Annotated in this window: 11 protein-coding genes and 1 riboswitch; of the genes, 9 read left to right on the top strand and 2 right to left on the bottom strand. The window is 34.8% G+C overall.

Going from position 1 to position 16,859, the window contains the following annotated elements; translation table 11 throughout:
- The first annotated feature begins 42 nt into the window (after positions 1–42).
- From nagA to CN946_RS03435, 5 genes are all read left to right on the top strand, one after another.
- A complete protein-coding gene (gene nagA, locus CN946_RS03455; RefSeq protein ID WP_098859903.1) occupies positions 43–1,194 on the top strand; it encodes an N-acetylglucosamine-6-phosphate deacetylase in 1,152 nt (383 codons plus the stop codon).
- Positions 1,195–1,534: 340 nt separating this feature from the next.
- On the top strand, positions 1,535–3,886 hold the full coding sequence (gene helD, locus CN946_RS03450; RefSeq protein ID WP_098859902.1) for an RNA polymerase recycling motor HelD: 2,352 nt from the start codon (positions 1,535–1,537) through the stop codon (positions 3,884–3,886).
- A 155-nt stretch (positions 3,887–4,041) separates the two neighbouring features.
- Positions 4,042–5,073 carry an ATP-binding cassette domain-containing protein gene (locus CN946_RS03445; RefSeq protein WP_098859901.1) on the top strand — a complete coding sequence of 344 codons (1,032 nt, stop codon included), beginning with the start codon at positions 4,042–4,044 and terminating at the stop codon, positions 5,071–5,073.
- Positions 5,070–5,882, top strand: a complete 813-nt coding sequence (locus CN946_RS03440) for an ABC transporter permease (RefSeq protein WP_091024940.1) — start codon at positions 5,070–5,072, stop codon at positions 5,880–5,882. Before CN946_RS03445 ends, CN946_RS03440 begins: the two co-directional genes overlap by 4 nt.
- A gap of 91 nt (positions 5,883–5,973) precedes the next feature.
- Positions 5,974–6,077: riboswitch (purine riboswitch) on the top strand.
- 209 nt (positions 6,078–6,286) lie between these two features.
- Positions 6,287–7,582: a nucleobase:cation symporter-2 family protein gene (locus tag CN946_RS03435; protein ID WP_098859900.1), complete on the top strand. Its 1,296-nt coding sequence runs from the start codon at positions 6,287–6,289 to the stop codon at positions 7,580–7,582.
- 105 nt (positions 7,583–7,687) lie between these two features.
- On the opposite strand, the gene CN946_RS03430 is transcribed toward CN946_RS03435, so the two are convergent.
- Entirely contained in the window at positions 7,688–8,899 is a 1,212-nt protein-coding gene (locus CN946_RS03430; protein ID WP_286133802.1) for an O-antigen ligase family protein, read from the bottom strand.
- Positions 8,900–9,402: 503 nt separating this feature from the next.
- Here CN946_RS03430 and murQ point away from each other — a divergent pair.
- Positions 9,403–10,293, top strand: a complete 891-nt coding sequence (gene murQ / locus CN946_RS03425) for an N-acetylmuramic acid 6-phosphate etherase (protein ID WP_098859898.1) — start codon at positions 9,403–9,405, stop codon at positions 10,291–10,293.
- A gap of 21 nt (positions 10,294–10,314) precedes the next feature.
- The gene (locus tag CN946_RS03420; RefSeq protein WP_098859897.1) at positions 10,315–11,727 is read left to right on the top strand and encodes a PTS transporter subunit EIIC; all 1,413 of its coding nucleotides are present in this window, start codon (positions 10,315–10,317) and stop codon (positions 11,725–11,727) included.
- 60 nt (positions 11,728–11,787) lie between these two features.
- Here the strand turns inward: CN946_RS03420 and CN946_RS03415 are convergent, their stop codons facing one another.
- Positions 11,788–12,696 (bottom strand): Gfo/Idh/MocA family protein, encoded by a 909-nt coding sequence (locus CN946_RS03415; RefSeq protein ID WP_098859896.1) that lies wholly within the window; start codon positions 12,694–12,696, stop codon positions 11,788–11,790.
- A 467-nt stretch (positions 12,697–13,163) separates the two neighbouring features.
- Here CN946_RS03415 and CN946_RS03410 point away from each other — a divergent pair, with 467 nt between their 5' ends.
- Positions 13,164–14,846, top strand: coding sequence for a long-chain fatty acid--CoA ligase (locus tag CN946_RS03410; RefSeq protein ID WP_098859895.1), 1,683 nt, complete (start codon positions 13,164–13,166; stop codon positions 14,844–14,846).
- Between the two features lie 392 nt (positions 14,847–15,238).
- The gene (locus tag CN946_RS03405; RefSeq protein WP_286133801.1) at positions 15,239–16,858 is read left to right on the top strand and encodes a sensor histidine kinase; all 1,620 of its coding nucleotides are present in this window, start codon (positions 15,239–15,241) and stop codon (positions 16,856–16,858) included.
- Position 16,859 lies beyond the last annotated feature (1 nt).

The raw sequence follows: 16,859 nt of genomic DNA, 5'->3' as shown, positions 1-16,859 counted from the left end.
TCTTGAAAAAGTATTCCTGCGAACAATAGAGGGGGAAGTGTTATGAAAGCAATTAAGGTAGAAAAAGTTTATACACCTGATAAAGTAATTGAAACTGGATATATACTGATTAAAAACGGAAAAATAAGTGAAGTAACAACGAATAGACCCTCTTGTGAGATTTTGGATTATTCCAGTTTTGTAGCCATTCCAGGCATGATAGATATACATATTCATGGGATTGCTGGGAATGACACGATGGATGGTAGTATTCATTCATTACAAGAAATGTCTATGTCACTTGCACGGCATGGAGTTACTGGATTTTTGCCAACTACACTGACTCATGATTTCGAAAAAATTAAAAAAGCTGTAATAATTGTAAGTGACGCGTTGGGACAGACAGAAGGAGCAGAAATCATTGGTTCGTATGTTGAAGGCCCATACATTACAACTGAGCATCGTGGTGCTCATCCAGTCAAGTATATTCGTGAACTAAATACTGATGAGTTAATTGAACTCATAAAGGTTTCCAATAATACGGTTAAAGTAATCACAATAGCTCCAGAAAAAGAGCATGCAGATGAAGCTATTAAATTGATTACAGATAAAGGAATTCACGTGTCTATGGGTCATACAAATGCAGATTATGACACAACGAATAACGCAATTGAACATGGGGCAAGAATTTCTGTTCACACTTTTAATGGCATGAGGGGATTTAATCATCGTGATCCTGGGTGTCTTGGTGCTGTTCTAACAAATGATCAATGTTATTGTGAATGTATAGCAGATTTACAACATGTCCACCCTGGAGCAATTAAGCTGCTATACAAAACAAAAGGGACAGAACGTATTCTTTTAATAAGCGATTCAATGGCAGCGGCTGATTTACCGGATGGATCCTATACTCTTGGTACATTAGACGTTAAAGTGGAAAATAAAATTGCCCGAACAGTAGAAACAGGCTCATTAGCTGGAAGCACGACTAATTTAATGGATTGTTTAAAAAATGTAAAAGAGGTTTTAGAGGTACCTTTAGAAACTATTTTACCGATGGTCAGTCTTAACCAAGCAAAATTACTTAATATTGATAATGAAGTTGGAAGCATAGAATGTGGAAAAAAAGCAAATATCGTTTTAATTGATCGTAAGTTTAATGTTCAAGCTACTATTGTGAATGGAGAATTTGTATTTAGGAAAGATCATAAATAATATGGCGGATTTTAATAAAGAAGTAAAATTTAATAAAAGGTAACTAATTGAAGTATGTACAGAAGAAATTAATAAATAATAATGATGACCTTACTATAAGTGATTAATTGATCATTTTTGGGTGGGTCATTTTGCTTTTTGTATGAACGAAAATAAGTAATTGAAATGAAATAGAGATGAATTTAAACGAGGAACTATTGCTTAAAAGGTAAAAACGTGGTAGATTAATACAGTATATATAATAGAAATATATTGGAGGTCATAATTTCCCTACTTTAATTTTACTATATAAATCCTCTTGAGTCAACCCCCATTTTTATCTTTTAAAGGAGTGCATGAAATGAACAACGAACTTCAAAAAGAACAGGTAAGAGTAAATGATGTACTAGATTTAATCACAGACAAAATTAGTAAATTAACAGACGAAACTGCCCAGCGTAGAAACGAAGTAATCAATGTTCGTAAAAATTTTTGGGATGAGGTTAAAGTTAATACAGATAGCTTTGATGACTACTTAGAGACGGTTATTAGTTTAAGACAACAATCTCAACTTTTGGCAATTGGCCAAATTAATCATAAGCAATCTTCCAACCGACTATCAGCACTTCGTCGGATGAAAGAGGTTCCTTATTTTGGTCGCATTAACTTTACAGAAGAAGGTATGTCTGAAACGGAGCGTATTTATATAGGCGTTTCAACGCTAATGGATGAAACTGGAGAGAATATTCTAGTTTATGATTGGAGGGCCCCGGTTTCGAGTGTTTACTATGATTATCCACCAGGTCCTGCTGAGTATGATACACCTGGGGGAAAAGTTAGTGGCGTCTTAGACCAAAAATGGCAATACATTATACGGAACGGTGTAATTGAATCAATGTTCGATACAAGTCTCACTATAGGTGATGAGATTTTGCAGCATGTGCTTGGCAAAGGAACAAACAAGCATATGAGAAGCATAGTAGCCAGCATTCAAAAAGAACAAAATCAAATTATTCGTTATGACAGAGGGAGACTACTGATTGTTCAAGGAGCGGCCGGTAGCGGAAAGACATCTGCAGCTTTACAAAGGATTGCCTATTTACTCTATAAATATAGAAATTGGATAAAAGCAGATCAAATTATCTTATTTTCTCCTAACGCAATGTTTAATAACTACGTATCGAGGGTTTTACCTGAACTAGGCGAAGAAAATATGCAACAAGTTACATTCCAAGAATATTTAGTTCATAGGCTAAGTGATGCGTTTCAAGTTGAGGACAATTATGAGCAATTAGAATATGTGCTAACTGCTATAGATGATCCTTCCTATAAGACTAGGACTTCAAGCATTCGATTTAAAGCATCAACTCGTTTCTTTGAGACAATTAAGGCATACAGACAATCACTGGAATTATCCGGAATGGTCTTTAGGGGATTTAAATTTAGAGGCAAACCAGTCGTTACAGCTAAACAGATATATGAAAGATTTTATAGCACCGACACTTCTTTAAAATTTAACAATCGATTAGAGAAGTTGACGGAATGGTTAAACAAACAAATCAATGAAATGGAAAAACTAGAATTGAAAAAAACATGGGTACAAGATGAAATCGAGTTACTCAGCAAAGATGATTATCAAAAAGCATATAAGTACTTACAGAAAAAACAATCTAAAGAAGACTCATTCGATGATTACGAACAAGAAACTAAGGTATTAGGTCGAATGGTCGTGCGTAAAAAGCTAAAGCCACTACGTGAATGGGTTCGAGGATTGCGTTTCATTGACATAAAGGGTGTATATAAACAGTTATTTTCCAACCCAACTCAAATCGAACAATGGATTGAAGGGGATACCCCTGAGAATTGGGAAAACATATGTCAGTTAACAATAAATATGTTAGATGAAGGCAAATTGTTTTACGAGGATGCTACACCTTATTTACTTTTAAAAGAATTGGTTCAAGGCTTCCAATCAAATGTTACGATTAAATTTGTACTTGTAGATGAAGCTCAGGATTATTCTCCTTTCCAATTTGAATTTTTGAAGAGATTGTTTCCTTCTGCAAAGATGACCGTTCTAGGTGACTTTAATCAGGCTATCTTTGCGCATGCCAGTGAAATGGGAGATTTTAATGTCCTTAAAGGCTTATATGGGCCAGATGAAACAAAAGTGATCAATCTGACTCGCAGTTACAGATCGACAAAACCAATTGTAGAGTTCACACGTAGACTCATACCTGGAGGTAATCTAATTACACCTTTTGAACGAGTTGGGGATAAGCCTGTGTTAACACAAGTTTCTAATCGAGAAGATTTGCACAGTCATATTGCATCTAAAATCGAAGACTTAAAGAAAAGTGAATTTAATACAATTGCTGTCATTTGCAAATCTGCTGAAGAAAGTTTAGAGGCATATGAAGCATTAAAAGTTGTAGAAGGAATCAAGCATGTGAAGAGAAACTCAGTTGAATATGAACAAGGTGTAGTCATTATTCCTGCATATTTAGCAAAAGGAATTGAATTCGATGCAGTGATTATATATGATGCATCAGCTCAAGTTTATGGAGATGAGCGTCTCCGAAGACTATTCTATACTGCATGTACACGAGCAATGCACCAGTTGCATCTATATAGCTTAGGTGAAGCGACTCCTTTTTTACATGATATAGATTCAGAGTTTTTACTACTAAATCAGACCATAGTACATGAATAAATTTAAACTTCCCTTAATTTATATAAGGGAAGTTTTTTACATTGAACCATCTAGCTTGTAATTATGCGTAAAGAAAATTTTTATTTGAAGTTCATACTTAATTCATAATTAATGGATATATTCATCTTGTAATAAGTAGTAAAGGAGGAAGTAAATTGGAATATTTAAATAAAAAAATAATTACCCCAAATAATGGAGATTTGGCTGTAGAAGCGAGTGGTTTAGTTAAAATATTTGGTGAAAATCGTGCGGTTGATGGAGTGGATTTAAACGTTCGTGCTGGAAGTATTTACGGTGTACTTGGACCAAATGGTGCAGGGAAAACAACCACAATTAGAATGCTAGCTACATTACTTAGACAAGATGCAGGTACTGCACGCATATTCGGACATGATGTTTTAAAAGAGGCTCAAATTGTACGTCAATTAATTGGTGTTACTGGTCAGTATGCCTCAGTAGATGAGTCACTAAGTGCTACAGAGAATCTTATTATTTTCTCAAGATTACTAGGTCTAGGTAGAGCGGAATCGCGAAAGAAAGCAGCTGATTTATTAGAGGAATTTGGCTTAACGGAAGCAGCCAAACGCCCACTGAAAAATTTCTCAGGTGGAATGCGTCGTAGGCTAGATTTGGCTGCAAGTTTAATTGCTCAGCCTCCACTTATCTTCTTAGATGAGCCGACAACTGGTTTAGACCCTCGTACTAGGAATCAAATGTGGGATACTATTCGTCGTTTAGTAAAAGAAGGTTCAACAGTTCTTTTAACAACACAATATCTTCAAGAGGCGGATGAACTAGCTGATCGTATCGCAGTAATCGATCGTGGTCTTGTAGTTGCGGAAGGGACTGTTGATGAATTGAAGGCTTCAGTTGGTAGTTCATCGTTACAATTAAAAATTCAAGATATAAAAGATGTTCAAAAGGCGCGTCAGACAGTAGAACATGTATTAAAAGTAAAATCCAATATCACATCAGTAGAAGGAAAGATTACTGCACCTATGGCGGATGCTGACCGAGTAACCGACCTACTAATCGCTCTACGCGATGAAGGTATTCATTTAGCTGAAATGAGTGTACAAAAACCGACTCTTGATGAAGTATTCCTTACGATTACTGGTAACAGCGTAGACAATGATGGATTAAAGGAGTCAGATAAAACAAAAGAATTGGAGGGAGTAAGGGTATGAGCACTTCAATAAAACCAGCTGCTTATCGTGAATTAAAAAATAAAACTAGCTTTAGTCAATCAGTAAAAAATTCATTTACGATGGCTTATCGTGGCTTATTAAAAATAAAGCGTACACCAGAACAATTATTTGATGTTACGTTACAACCTATTATTTTTACACTTATGTTCACTTATATCTTTGGTGGGGCAATCTCTGGGGATGTTAAGAGTTATTTACCGGTAATCATACCAGGAATCTTAGTGCAGACTGTCATTACTACTTCGATTGTTACAGGTGTACAATTGCGTGAAGATATGGATAAAGGTGTATTCGATCGATTCAAGTCGCTGCCAATTGCACGTATTGCACCACTGGCCGGAGCCTTATTGGCGGATACGATACGTTATACAATCGCTACTGTTCTTACTTTCACTATGGGGTATATAATGGGATATCGCCCTGAAGGTGGCTTAGGCTATGTCGTTTTAGCCGGACTACTTGTAATTGTATGTTCATGGGCGATTAGCTGGATTTTTGCCTTTTTTGGAGTAATTGCACGTACAGCATCAAGTGTACAAGGGATTTCTATGCTAGCACTATTTCCATTAACATTCCTTTCAAATGCCTTTGTACCAGTCGATACAATGCCAAATTGGCTTCAATGGTTTGTAAAAATAAACCCAATTTCTCATCTGATCACTGCTGTAAGAAATCTTACGAACACGGGAACTGCAGGTTCAGATCTAATCATTTCGCTTATTGGAGCTGCTGTAATTGTAGCAATTTTTGCACCACTAACTGTAAAAGCTTATATGCGTAGAACATAATAGAAGGTGTTCCGTTAGTTTTTTTCTAATGGAGCACCTTTTCTTGCATTTTCTACTTGAAAATATTGAATAGCATGTGTAACATAATCAAGGTACAAATATATAAATAACTCATATAATCATGGGGATATGGCCCATAAGTTTCTACCGGACGACCAATATAATCGACCGACTATGAGTGAAAGCACATCTAGGGTTCCGCATTATTGTATAAGTAAAATGGCTGGTCCGAGCGATGTGGGCACTACACGTGCTACACCATTAGGGATAAAAACCCAGAAGGACAGGTTTCACTTGAGAGAAACATACTCAAGTGGAACCTGTCCTTTTTTGTTTTATAAAGAGTACTACTGTACGCCAATCAATATAGATAAATTAAAGCAATGACAAGGGAGAGAATCAGATTGTTAAGTAAACAAAAAGCATTTACATTAGGTTTTCAACACGTCATGGCTATGTATGCAGGTGCAGTTGTTGTACCTCTTATAATAGGTGGCGCGCTTAAACTTACGCCAACTCAAATCGCTTATCTGATAGCAGCAGATTTATTTACTTGCGGTATCGCAACAATCCTGCAAAGCATGGGGACTAAATACATTGGTAGCAGATTGCCAGTCGTTTTAGGATGTACTTTTACGGCGGTAGGTCCGATTATTGCAATTGCATCCTCTTCAAACTTACCAACAGCATACGGTGCAATAATTATTTCTGGGATTTTTGTTGTATTAGCTGCTCCTTTTTATGGCAAGCTTTTAAAATTTTTCCCTACAATTGTTACAGGATCAGTAGTAACGATAATTGGGCTTTCTCTAATTCCAGTAGCTATGAATAATGCAGCAGGTGGACAAGGGAGTCCAGACTTCGGTCAAATACACAATTTATTACTAGCCCTTCTTACACTTATCGTAATTTTAGTTGTTAACAGATGGGCTAAAGGATTTTTACGTACAATTTCCGTACTTGTTGGTTTGGTTGTAGGAACAGTTGCAGGTTATGCAATGGGATTCGTTCACTTTTCAAGCGTATCGGAAGCATCATGGTTTAGTATCGCTCAACCATTCTATTTCGGAGCACCCAAAATCAGTATTACAGCTATTATCACAATGATTATCGTTTGTATCGTTAGTATGGTTGAGTCTACTGGAGTCTATTTCGCAGTCGGAAAAGCGACTAACCAAAAAGTAAAACAGGATCAGATTGTAAATGGGTTACGTTCAGAAGGTCTTGCGATTATGCTTGGTGGTATTTTTAATGCATTTCCGTACACAGCGTTTTCACAAAATGTTGGTTTAATCTCACTTACAAAAGTTAAATCTAGGGAAGTTATTTATGCTGCGGGAAGTATCATGGTTGTTCTTGGATTATTACCTAAATTAGCAGCTTTAACGACTGTTATTCCAAATGCCGTTCTTGGAGGCGCAATGATTGTTATGTTCGGATCTGTCGCAGCTGCCGGGATATCAATTCTTTCAGAAGTCGATTTAGGTAAAGGCGAAAACCTATTAATCGCGGCTTGTAGTATAGCAGTAGGGTTAGGTTCAGCAACCCTTCCACAAATGTTCGACCAACTACCTGACTTTTTAAAAATGTTAATGCAAAATGGAATTGTGACAGGTTCATTAACTGCAATTATTTTAAATTTATTCTTAACAAAACAAAATGTGGCAGTAGAAGTACAAGTTACGAAAAAAATATCATAAACTACACACTGAGACCCCTATTAATCGTAGGGGTCTCAGTATGTAGAGAAAGTACTAATAACTTGATTTTCAGTCTAAGACCCCTAACTAGTTGTAGGGGTCTTTTTAGTACTTATTACTAATAAACTTCGATTTTAAATAATGCAAAATCATGTACGAACTTACAACTAACCTTGCCGTGCTCCCATAAACGCTTATAAATTTGCCTTGAACGGCTGAAATCTCAATATTAAATTGCATACGTTTCGAATATCGATCCCAACACCCAAGCAGTATGACTGTGAGGAAGCCGATTTGTGGAGAGAACACTGGCTCATCAAATACCCCTGTAAACAAAATAATTGGTAGGCCGAGTAAAAAACTGTTGAAAAAACATTTTTTGCTGCGCTCAAAAAAGAATAAGTGAATGCATTTTACAATATTTATACTAATCAATGTTATAAAAGCCAATCCTCCTAATGTTCCGTATTCCGCAAACATACCCAGCAGTAAATTATGTGCATGGGGGATGAAATGACCATATTGTATTACATATTCTTGACCAAATCCTATCGGTGTCACACCAAAGAATGGGTGATTTTGCCATATAGTATATGCGTTTTTCCAAATGTCCAACCTTTTATGCCCTGCTTGAATAACTGAATCGGCCCTTGGCATTATATAGAGCAACCATTTCGAAAAGAATAGTCCGATTATTGTACAAACAAAGAAAAAGATTCGATTAAGTCGGAAGATAAAAAGTAAATAAATCAGAATCATCGTCGCAAAGCCAGCTCTTGAACCCGTAAGATAAATTCCATAACTAAGTAGAAGTTGAATTGGAAGCTGCCACGCTAAGTTAATATAATGTTTTCTCTCTAAACTAGAAAGTATGCTTGCTAAGAGAAAAGAAATAGCGATTAATAAAATAAAAACAGTAAAGTTGGGATTATATGCACAACCAATTAGACGGTTAAAATTCTTAGGTTCCACTTCTCCAAAAAGCACTGTTCCCAATAAATAACCAACAATCTTAGGAAAAACAAACCATTTAGATACCCATCCAATTACACAACTATATATGCCTCCAAAGATTATGACCATGCGAAATCTCTGAAATAATTGACCTTTCTCAGTTACTAAAATCCTACAATAGATTCCCCAGTAACCAAGAATCATGATACTGACTAATAAAAACAATATATTTCTAAATAACAGGGCAGCACCAATAGTAGATATAAGTAGGCATAAGAAAAAGTACGAACTAAACGAATAAATAAACCGTTTATTAATAAACCATTGAGTATAGAGTGTACGAAGCCCGATGATCAATAGCAATGAAATACCTACTGGAGGTATGAGAAAGCAGAGAAGTGCGCTTTTCTCCACTAACGAGAAATTTTTATAAAACTGTATAAACTTTTTCATTGTATACCCCTAGTTAAGTGACATAAATATCCTTAATCATATGGAGGATGTTGTCTTCTCATCTTTAAAATAAATTGTATTTTAGTTAAGTTGTCATCAAATTAACAAACATATTTTAAATACATAGGTTTAAAATACCACAAGAGTTTATTAATTATGTTTTGAAATTGTAAATTGAGCTTAAACTTTTTTGCTAGACAAATTAATGTACAGATTATAAATTTATGCATCTTTTAAAAGAAAAATTGTTTGTGGTGGTTTGATGAATATGACATTTATTTGAACAAAAATACGATTTAATAATATGAAATTTCTTCCTTATGAATTTAAGTATTGAAATTTTATTTCAAAGATAGTTATAATATATATGAAATTAAATTTACTTTTAAAAAATTACTTGAGGTGAAGCAAACATGCTTGAGAATTTAACAACCGAAACAAGAAATGAAAAAACAATGAATTTAGATGAAATGTCTATAGAAGAATTTTTAACCGTAATGAACGAAGAGGATGCTAAAGTTGCCGCTGCCGTTCGAAATGAAATTCCTAATATTTCTAAGGCTGTTGAAAAAATTGTAACTGCTTTCAAAAGTGGGGGTCGCTTGATTTATATAGGAGCAGGCACAAGTGGCCGCATAGGACTTTTAGACGCAGTTGAATGTCCTCCTACATTTGGAACAAGTCCAGAAGAAGTAGTAGGGTTAATTGCAGGTGGAGAAAAAGCTTTTATTAAAGCAGTTGAAGGCGCAGAGGATAGCGAAGAACTTGCAATTGAAGATTTAAAGGAAATTAAGTTAAGTAAAAATGATATTGTAGTCGGGATTGCAGCAAGTGGTCGTACGCCTTATGTCATTGGTGGTTTAAAATACGCCAAAGAAATTGGTGCTTCTACTGTAGCGGTTAGTTGTAACAAGGGATCAAAGATTGGTCAAGAGGCAGAAATTGCAATCGAAGTTGTTAATGGACCTGAAGTATTAACTGGTTCAACTAGATTAAAGGCAGGTACTTCTCAAAAGTTAGTATGCAATATGTTATCTACAGCATCAATGGTTGGTATTGGAAAAGTATACGGTAACCTAATGGTTGATGTTCAATCAACAAATGAAAAACTAGTTGAGCGTTCAAAGCGTATTGTAATGGAAGCAACTTCTTGTACGTATGAAATTGCAGAAGAGTATTTAACGAAGTCGGATCAAAGTCCAAAAGTAGCAATCGTTATGATTCTTACTGGATTTAGTTATGAGCAAGCAATTGAGCAATTGAAAAAATCAGAAGGATTCGTTCGAAAAGCAATACAAAAATAAAAATTGTTGGGGGAGTAGAAGATGGATAAATATCAAAGATTAGCTTCTGAAATCGCTGATGCAATCGGCGGTACTGATAATGTAGTTTCATTTACAAACTGTATGACAAGACTTCGTGTTAATGTTGCTGATCGTGATTTAATCAATGAAGATCAAGTTAAAAAAATTAACGGGGTTTTGGGAACTGTTGATGACGAGACTTACCAAATCATTTTAGGTCCTGGTACAGTAACTAAAGTTGCAGAACAATTTGGTCATCTGAAAAACAGCTCATCAGGAAAACAAGAAACTTCGTCAGCGGCTTTAAAAGAAAAGGGCTCAGATCTTAAAGCTGAATTAAAAAAGAAAAATAACACACCTTTTAAAAATTTCTTACGAAAAGTCGGTAACATCTTTATTCCATTAATTCCAGCATTCGTTGGTGCAGGTCTAATTGCTGGTATTGCTTCGATTTTATCGAACAATATTACTGCTCAAAACCTAGATGCAGCAACTTGGTCACAATATGTTACAGTTTTAAATGTAATTAAAAACGCAATTTTTGCTTATTTAGCGATTTATGTTGGTATCAACGCAGCGAAGGAATTCGGGGCGACACCATCTCTTGGTGGAGTAATTGGTGGGGTAACACTTTTAACAGGTATGCTTCCTGATCAACCAATTAAAAATATCTTTAATGGTGATCCATTAGCTCCAGGTCAAGGCGGTATTATTGGCGTACTACTTGCAGTCTATTTATTATCACTTTTAGAAAAACAATTACGTAAAGTTATTCCAGATTCTTTAGATATTATTATTACACCAATGATTGCTTTATTAGTAGTAGGTTTGCTTACAATTTTCTTCATCATGCCATTCGCAGGATTTATTTCTGATAACTTAATTGGCTCAATTAACTGGATTATTGCAAAAGGCGGTATTTTTGCAGGATTTATTTTAGGTATGGGATTCTTACCATTAGTAATGTTAGGTTTACATCAAGTATTAACACCAATTCATATCGAATTAATTAATACAACTGGTGCAACAGAATTATTACCAATTCTTGCAATGGCAGGTGCTGGACAAGTTGGTGCAGCATTAGCATTATGGTTACGTTGCAAAAAGAATAAATCATTATCAAATATGATTAAAGGTGCTCTTCCAGTAGGTATTTTAGGTATTGGTGAACCATTAATTTATGGTGTTACATTACCTCTTGGTCGTCCATTTATCACTGCATGTATCGGTGGTGGTATAGGAGGTGCAGTAATTGGAATGTTTGGTAATGTTGGAGCAATTGCAATTGGTCCATCAGGTGTAGCGTTAGTTCCACTTATTGCGCACGGAATGTGGCTTCAATATGTGATCGGATTACTTGCTGGTTATGCCGGTGGTTTCGTCCTAACGTATTTATTCGGTACTCCAAAGGATGCAATGGCTGAACAAGAATAAATAACAAATAAAACCCGAATAATTAGACCTCTCAAGTCTACTATTCGGGTTTTTTATTTACTATGAATTAGAATCAATATACTGAACGATTCTTTCGCAAATTTCATGAGTGATTAAGGAATCATTTATAGAAGGGTCTGGGGTTTTATTCTGTTCTATACAGTCAAAAAAGTGATCAACTATTTGGTAAAACCCACGTTTATATAAGGTTGGTTCCCAATCACCAAATTTTGTAAAATTGATTTCTTTATTATGATAATGGGTGGTTTCGACTAAACTACTCACTACATATTTATTTTGTGGTGTCATATATTCAATAATTTCTTCTGTAACACCGTTGTTTCTGTTCATTATTCCAATTGCCGTACATCCCTCACCTATAAGATGAATGACTAGGTGTTCGAGCATATTATCTTTTTTTAAGAAATTGACTTTCAAATCAACTATATTAGTGGACATTAAATACCTAAGAGTATCCACCACATGAATAAAATCCTCTACAACAAATCTTCTAGTGTATTCAGGAAAGTTAAATCTATTTTTTTGCATAATTATTAAGCTAGCCTTTCCATGCATAGTAAGCTCTCTTACTCTAGGGGTAAATCGTCTATTGAATCCAACCATCGCTATTTTTCCTAGTTCTCTAGCTAGATTTACAATTTGCTCAGTTTCTTTAAAATTCATCGAAATAGGTTTATCAATATAAACGTTTATACCATTTAATAATAGCTTTTTCGTTATCATATAATGTGCTTCCGTAGCTGTACTAACAAATGATGCATCAATATTCTTTTCTAGCAATTCATCTACTGTATTAACAGTTTCACTGATTCGATATTTGTTTGATAAATAGTCTAGTGTCTCATTACTTCTTGTACATAGCACCAACTCGATCTTTTCTTTTTCAAAAAGGACCGGTAGATAGGCCTTCGCAGCTATATCTCCTAAACCGATTATTCCAATTCTCATATACTAACACCTCACTTGTTATTAATTGAAACATAGAAAAGTGGTAAAGTAAGTCATTGTATGTAATTTTACTTAAAAAATTTTCGATACTCAAATCAAATACCTTGGTTAAAATAAATAGTTTTTTAAATTTTCAAAAAACTATTTATTCATTTAAGCTTTTCCATTATAATAAGGTCTAAAGTTGATTTTGATTATGATTTACTATTCCATTTTCCATTCCATTCTGCCTTTCTACATAGCAATTGCCTCATTTTGCAATTTACTTTTAAATAATTTCAAAGATCCTATTATAAGTGAATAATTTGTAAATGCTTTCTGTTAGGTGGTCATTCATTAATTAGGCATCGTATATGAATAATTGCCCTGAATTTTTTTGTTAATGACTAAAGTTTCATACATACAAGAAAGAGCTGTCCATATTAAAACTTAATATAAAAAAGGTACATAAGCGAAAGGGGAAAAATATGAGTACTTCACATTTTGCACATTGGCCAAAAAGGGTTTCTAAATCTTTAACTTTACCTGAGACAACACTTTATGATAATTTAGTCGTTTCGGCAAAAAGGTATCCAAATAAAACTGCAATCGAGTATTATGGCGCTTCAAAAACGTACAAGCAGCTTCTTGAAGAGGTTGATCATTTAGCAGGTTATCTTGAGCATAGGTTAGAGATATCCCCTGGCGAACGTGTAATGCTTTATATGCAAAACTCACCTCAATATGTCATCGCCTTTTATGCAATATTAAGAGTAAGAGGAATTGTAGTACCAATTAACCCGATGAACACCACTGATGAACTTGAATTTTACTTAAATGATTGTGAAATTAAAACCGCAATCATTGGCCAAGAACTATCCCCTCAAATTGAACCTTTACAAGCTACAACTGGATTAGAGAATTTAGTAGTTGCAGTCTACTCTGAATATTTACCAACCATTCCTTTAGTTTCTGATTTAACGGCTGAAATTACTGAGTCAAAGAAAATCTATCAAAACGAAAATTTATTTTACTGGGAGGATGCAATACAAACAAAGCTTACCCCGTCACTATATGAAGGTAATTCAGAAGATGTTGCAGTACTTCCATATACTTCAGGTACAACAGGTTTACCAAAAGGCTGTATACACACACATAAAACGGTACAAGCAAATGTAGTAGGATCTGCCGTTTGGATGAATATTTCTGCAAATGCCGTTAGTTTTTCAACTTTACCGCTATTTCATGTAACAGGAATGGTTCATGGGATGCATACACCGATTCTTACTGGCTCAAGTATGGTATTGCTAACAAGATGGAATCGAAACCATGCATGCAAACTGATTGAAAACTATCAATGTACCCATTGGGTAAATATTAGTACAATGCTAATCGACTTTTTAGCAAATCCAAATTTAAATACAGAAGACATCAAGTCTCTTGTAAATATTGCAGGTGGTGGGGCTCCTCTTCCAGAATCAGTAGGTGAGCAGCTATTCAAATTAACAGGTTTAAAGTTCGTAGAAGGGTATGGATTATCAGAAACAATTGCTCAGACGCATTTTAATCCGCCAGATCGACCAAAACTTCAATGTCTTGGAATTCCATCATTTGATGTAGACGCCAGAATTATCGATTCATTAACAATGAAACAGTTAGGTGTCGGTGAGGTTGGTGAGATTATTGTTAATGGACCACAAGTATTTAAAGGCTACTTTAACCGACCAGAAGAAACAAATGACGCCTTTATTGAAATAGACGGAAAACTGTTTTTCCGTACAGGAGATATCGGTCGGTTTGATGATGAAGGGTACTATTTTATCGTTGACCGTGTTAAAAGGATGATTAACGCATCAGGCTTTAAAGTTTGGCCAACCGAAGTGGAAAACCTACTTTATAAACATCCCGCCATCCAACAAGCTTGTGTTGTTAGTAAACCTGATGAAAAAAGGGGCGAAACAGTAAAGGCATATGTGATCCTAAATCCTATTTACTCAGGCAAAGTAAGTGAGGATGACATTATCGATTGGTCAAAAGAGCATATGGCAAACTATAAATATCCGAGATATGTCGAATTTATTGATAAATTACCAACTACTGCAAGTGGGAAAATTTTATGGAGGACTCTTCAGGAGGCGGAATGGAGTAAAGTTGAACAAGTTAATGAGTGAAAAAAGTCAAAGCACAGGGAAGGCGTAAATAAATAGTAAATAAGAAAATGAAAGGGGAGCCTCAACATTATATGTTTAGGTTCCTCTTTTTCGTGTTGATTTTTTGTTTAAACTGATTCCTATTATCCCAATATTGCCCTTAAGCGATCTGGTAGTTATTACTAGATAGGTGTTTTTAATATTCAGACTAATACTTAATATAGTATGATAATTTTTAAAGAAAACCCTTACATTAACTTACTACTGAAAAGGTGATTACAATCCTCAAAATTAGATTACGGTTAAGAAAATTAAACACCTTACGAAATCAAATATTGGCTGTCTTCTTGATTGTTATGGTGATTGTTTTATCTATTGTATCCATTATGGTATATAACCAAGTTGGAACTTTAATGAAAGATACAACAGAGAAGCAAATCAAACAAACCGCTGTTGAAGCAAATGGAAGAATGGAAACCTTGTATAAGCAAATTGATACATTATCAAATCAATTAATGACCAACGAGACGGTTCAACAAATTTTACTCGGATTGAAAAACGGAGAAAGTGTTGATTTTGCAAAAAGGCAATCACTAATTAGAGTCATAAATAACTTTTTAGCTTACTCAAATGGAATCTCTTCTTTTGAACTATATTCTTCAGAAGGTAATCGTATTTTTCCATTCGGTGAAAAAAATTTATCTAGTGTAATCGATGAGAAATGGGTAAAGGAAGCAGAAGCCGAGAAAGGAAGATTAGTGTGGGTAGGGAAAGATCCTAAAAATAGTAATTATTCTTATGCAATAAGAAGGGTTAGTTTAATGGATCGATGGTTTTCAAATGGAGGATATTTAGTCGTAAGAATTCTTAATAGTTACTTTCAGGTCGAAGAAAGTAATTTATCTCCTGGAGAAAAGGATTATATGATGCTTCTTGATCGGGATTTAACTCCGATAACGGATAATTACGGCATTGATATTCAAAAGTTTTTAGTAGAAGGATACGAATCGATAAAAGTAAATAAAAAACAATATATGATTGTTACACAACCATCTACAAAAACAGGCTGGACCCTTGTTATTTTAAAGCCTACAAGCTTTTTAAATGAGCGGGTAACACCGGTAAGAAAAGCGACCCTATTATCTGGTGCGATTGGATTTATCATTTTTGTCATATCATCAATAATTCTAGCAACCATGATCACAAGACCGATAAAGAAACTTACAAAAACAATGAAGAATGCGAAAATGGACGAGTTAAAAATTAATAAGGAAAGCGCAGCTTCTTTGGAAATTATTGAATTAAATAGAACATATAACCAAATGGTAGAAAATACGAATCATTTAATACAGGTCGTTTATGAAAAAGAATTACTTCGTAGTCAAACTGAGTTGAAGGCGCTACAAGCCCAAATTGATCCGCACTTCCTTTATAATACCCTAAATGCACTTTACTGGTCTTTAGATGATAGAGGTGAAGAGGATTTAGCAGAAATAGTGATTGCAATGTCAGGATTATTTCGGTATACAATTGGCAATGCAAACAGTAGTGAATGGGTAACTATACAAGCTGCTCTCGATCAAATTGAACGTTATTTACAGATTATGAAAATGAGATTAGGCGAACGGTTGTTATGGGAGATATCTGTTGAGCCAAATCTATTAACTATTAAAATACCTAAACTGCTAATCCAACCTTTAGTTGAGAACGCCATTATGCATGGTATTGAAAGTAGTCGAGAACAAGGGATTGTTTTAGTGAAGATAAAACGGATTAATGACTCATCTAATTTATTAGTGACTGTTAAGGACAATGGACCGGGGATTAATAGAAAAGCTCTTGAAGCCCTTAATCTAGCAATTAAAAATGATAATGTATCATCCTTTAAAGGGATGGGTATGGCGCTTACTAATGTAAATAAAAGAATCAAATTATATTACGAAGGATATGACTTAAGTGGTCTTCGTTTAGAAAGTGAGATCGGTAAAGGTACAACTGTATTATTCGAAGTTCCAGACAAAGGTGGAGAATAAT

The sequence above is a fragment of the Bacillus sp. AFS053548 genome (assembly GCF_002575105.1).
Lineage (GTDB): Bacteria > Bacillota > Bacilli > Bacillales > Bacillaceae_G > Gottfriedia.
The sequence above is the reverse complement of the archived record's forward strand: the minus strand, read 5'-3'. Positions and strand labels throughout refer to the sequence as shown.

Coding starts and splice junctions, on each gene's coding strand:
- nagA (WP_098859903.1), top strand. CDS start 43: ATGAAAGCAATTAAGGTAGAAAAAGTTTATACACCTGATAAAGTAATT.
- helD (WP_098859902.1), top strand. CDS start 1,535: ATGAACAACGAACTTCAAAAAGAACAGGTAAGAGTAAATGATGTACTA.
- CN946_RS03440 (WP_091024940.1), top strand. CDS start 5,070: ATGAGCACTTCAATAAAACCAGCTGCTTATCGTGAATTAAAAAATAAA.
- murQ (WP_098859898.1), top strand. CDS start 9,403: ATGCTTGAGAATTTAACAACCGAAACAAGAAATGAAAAAACAATGAAT.
- CN946_RS03420 (WP_098859897.1), top strand. CDS start 10,315: ATGGATAAATATCAAAGATTAGCTTCTGAAATCGCTGATGCAATCGGC.
- CN946_RS03415 (WP_098859896.1), bottom strand. CDS start 12,696: ATGAGAATTGGAATAATCGGTTTAGGAGATATAGCTGCGAAGGCCTAT.
- CN946_RS03410 (WP_098859895.1), top strand. CDS start 13,164: ATGAGTACTTCACATTTTGCACATTGGCCAAAAAGGGTTTCTAAATCT.
- CN946_RS03405 (WP_286133801.1), top strand. CDS start 15,239: ATGAAAGATACAACAGAGAAGCAAATCAAACAAACCGCTGTTGAAGCA.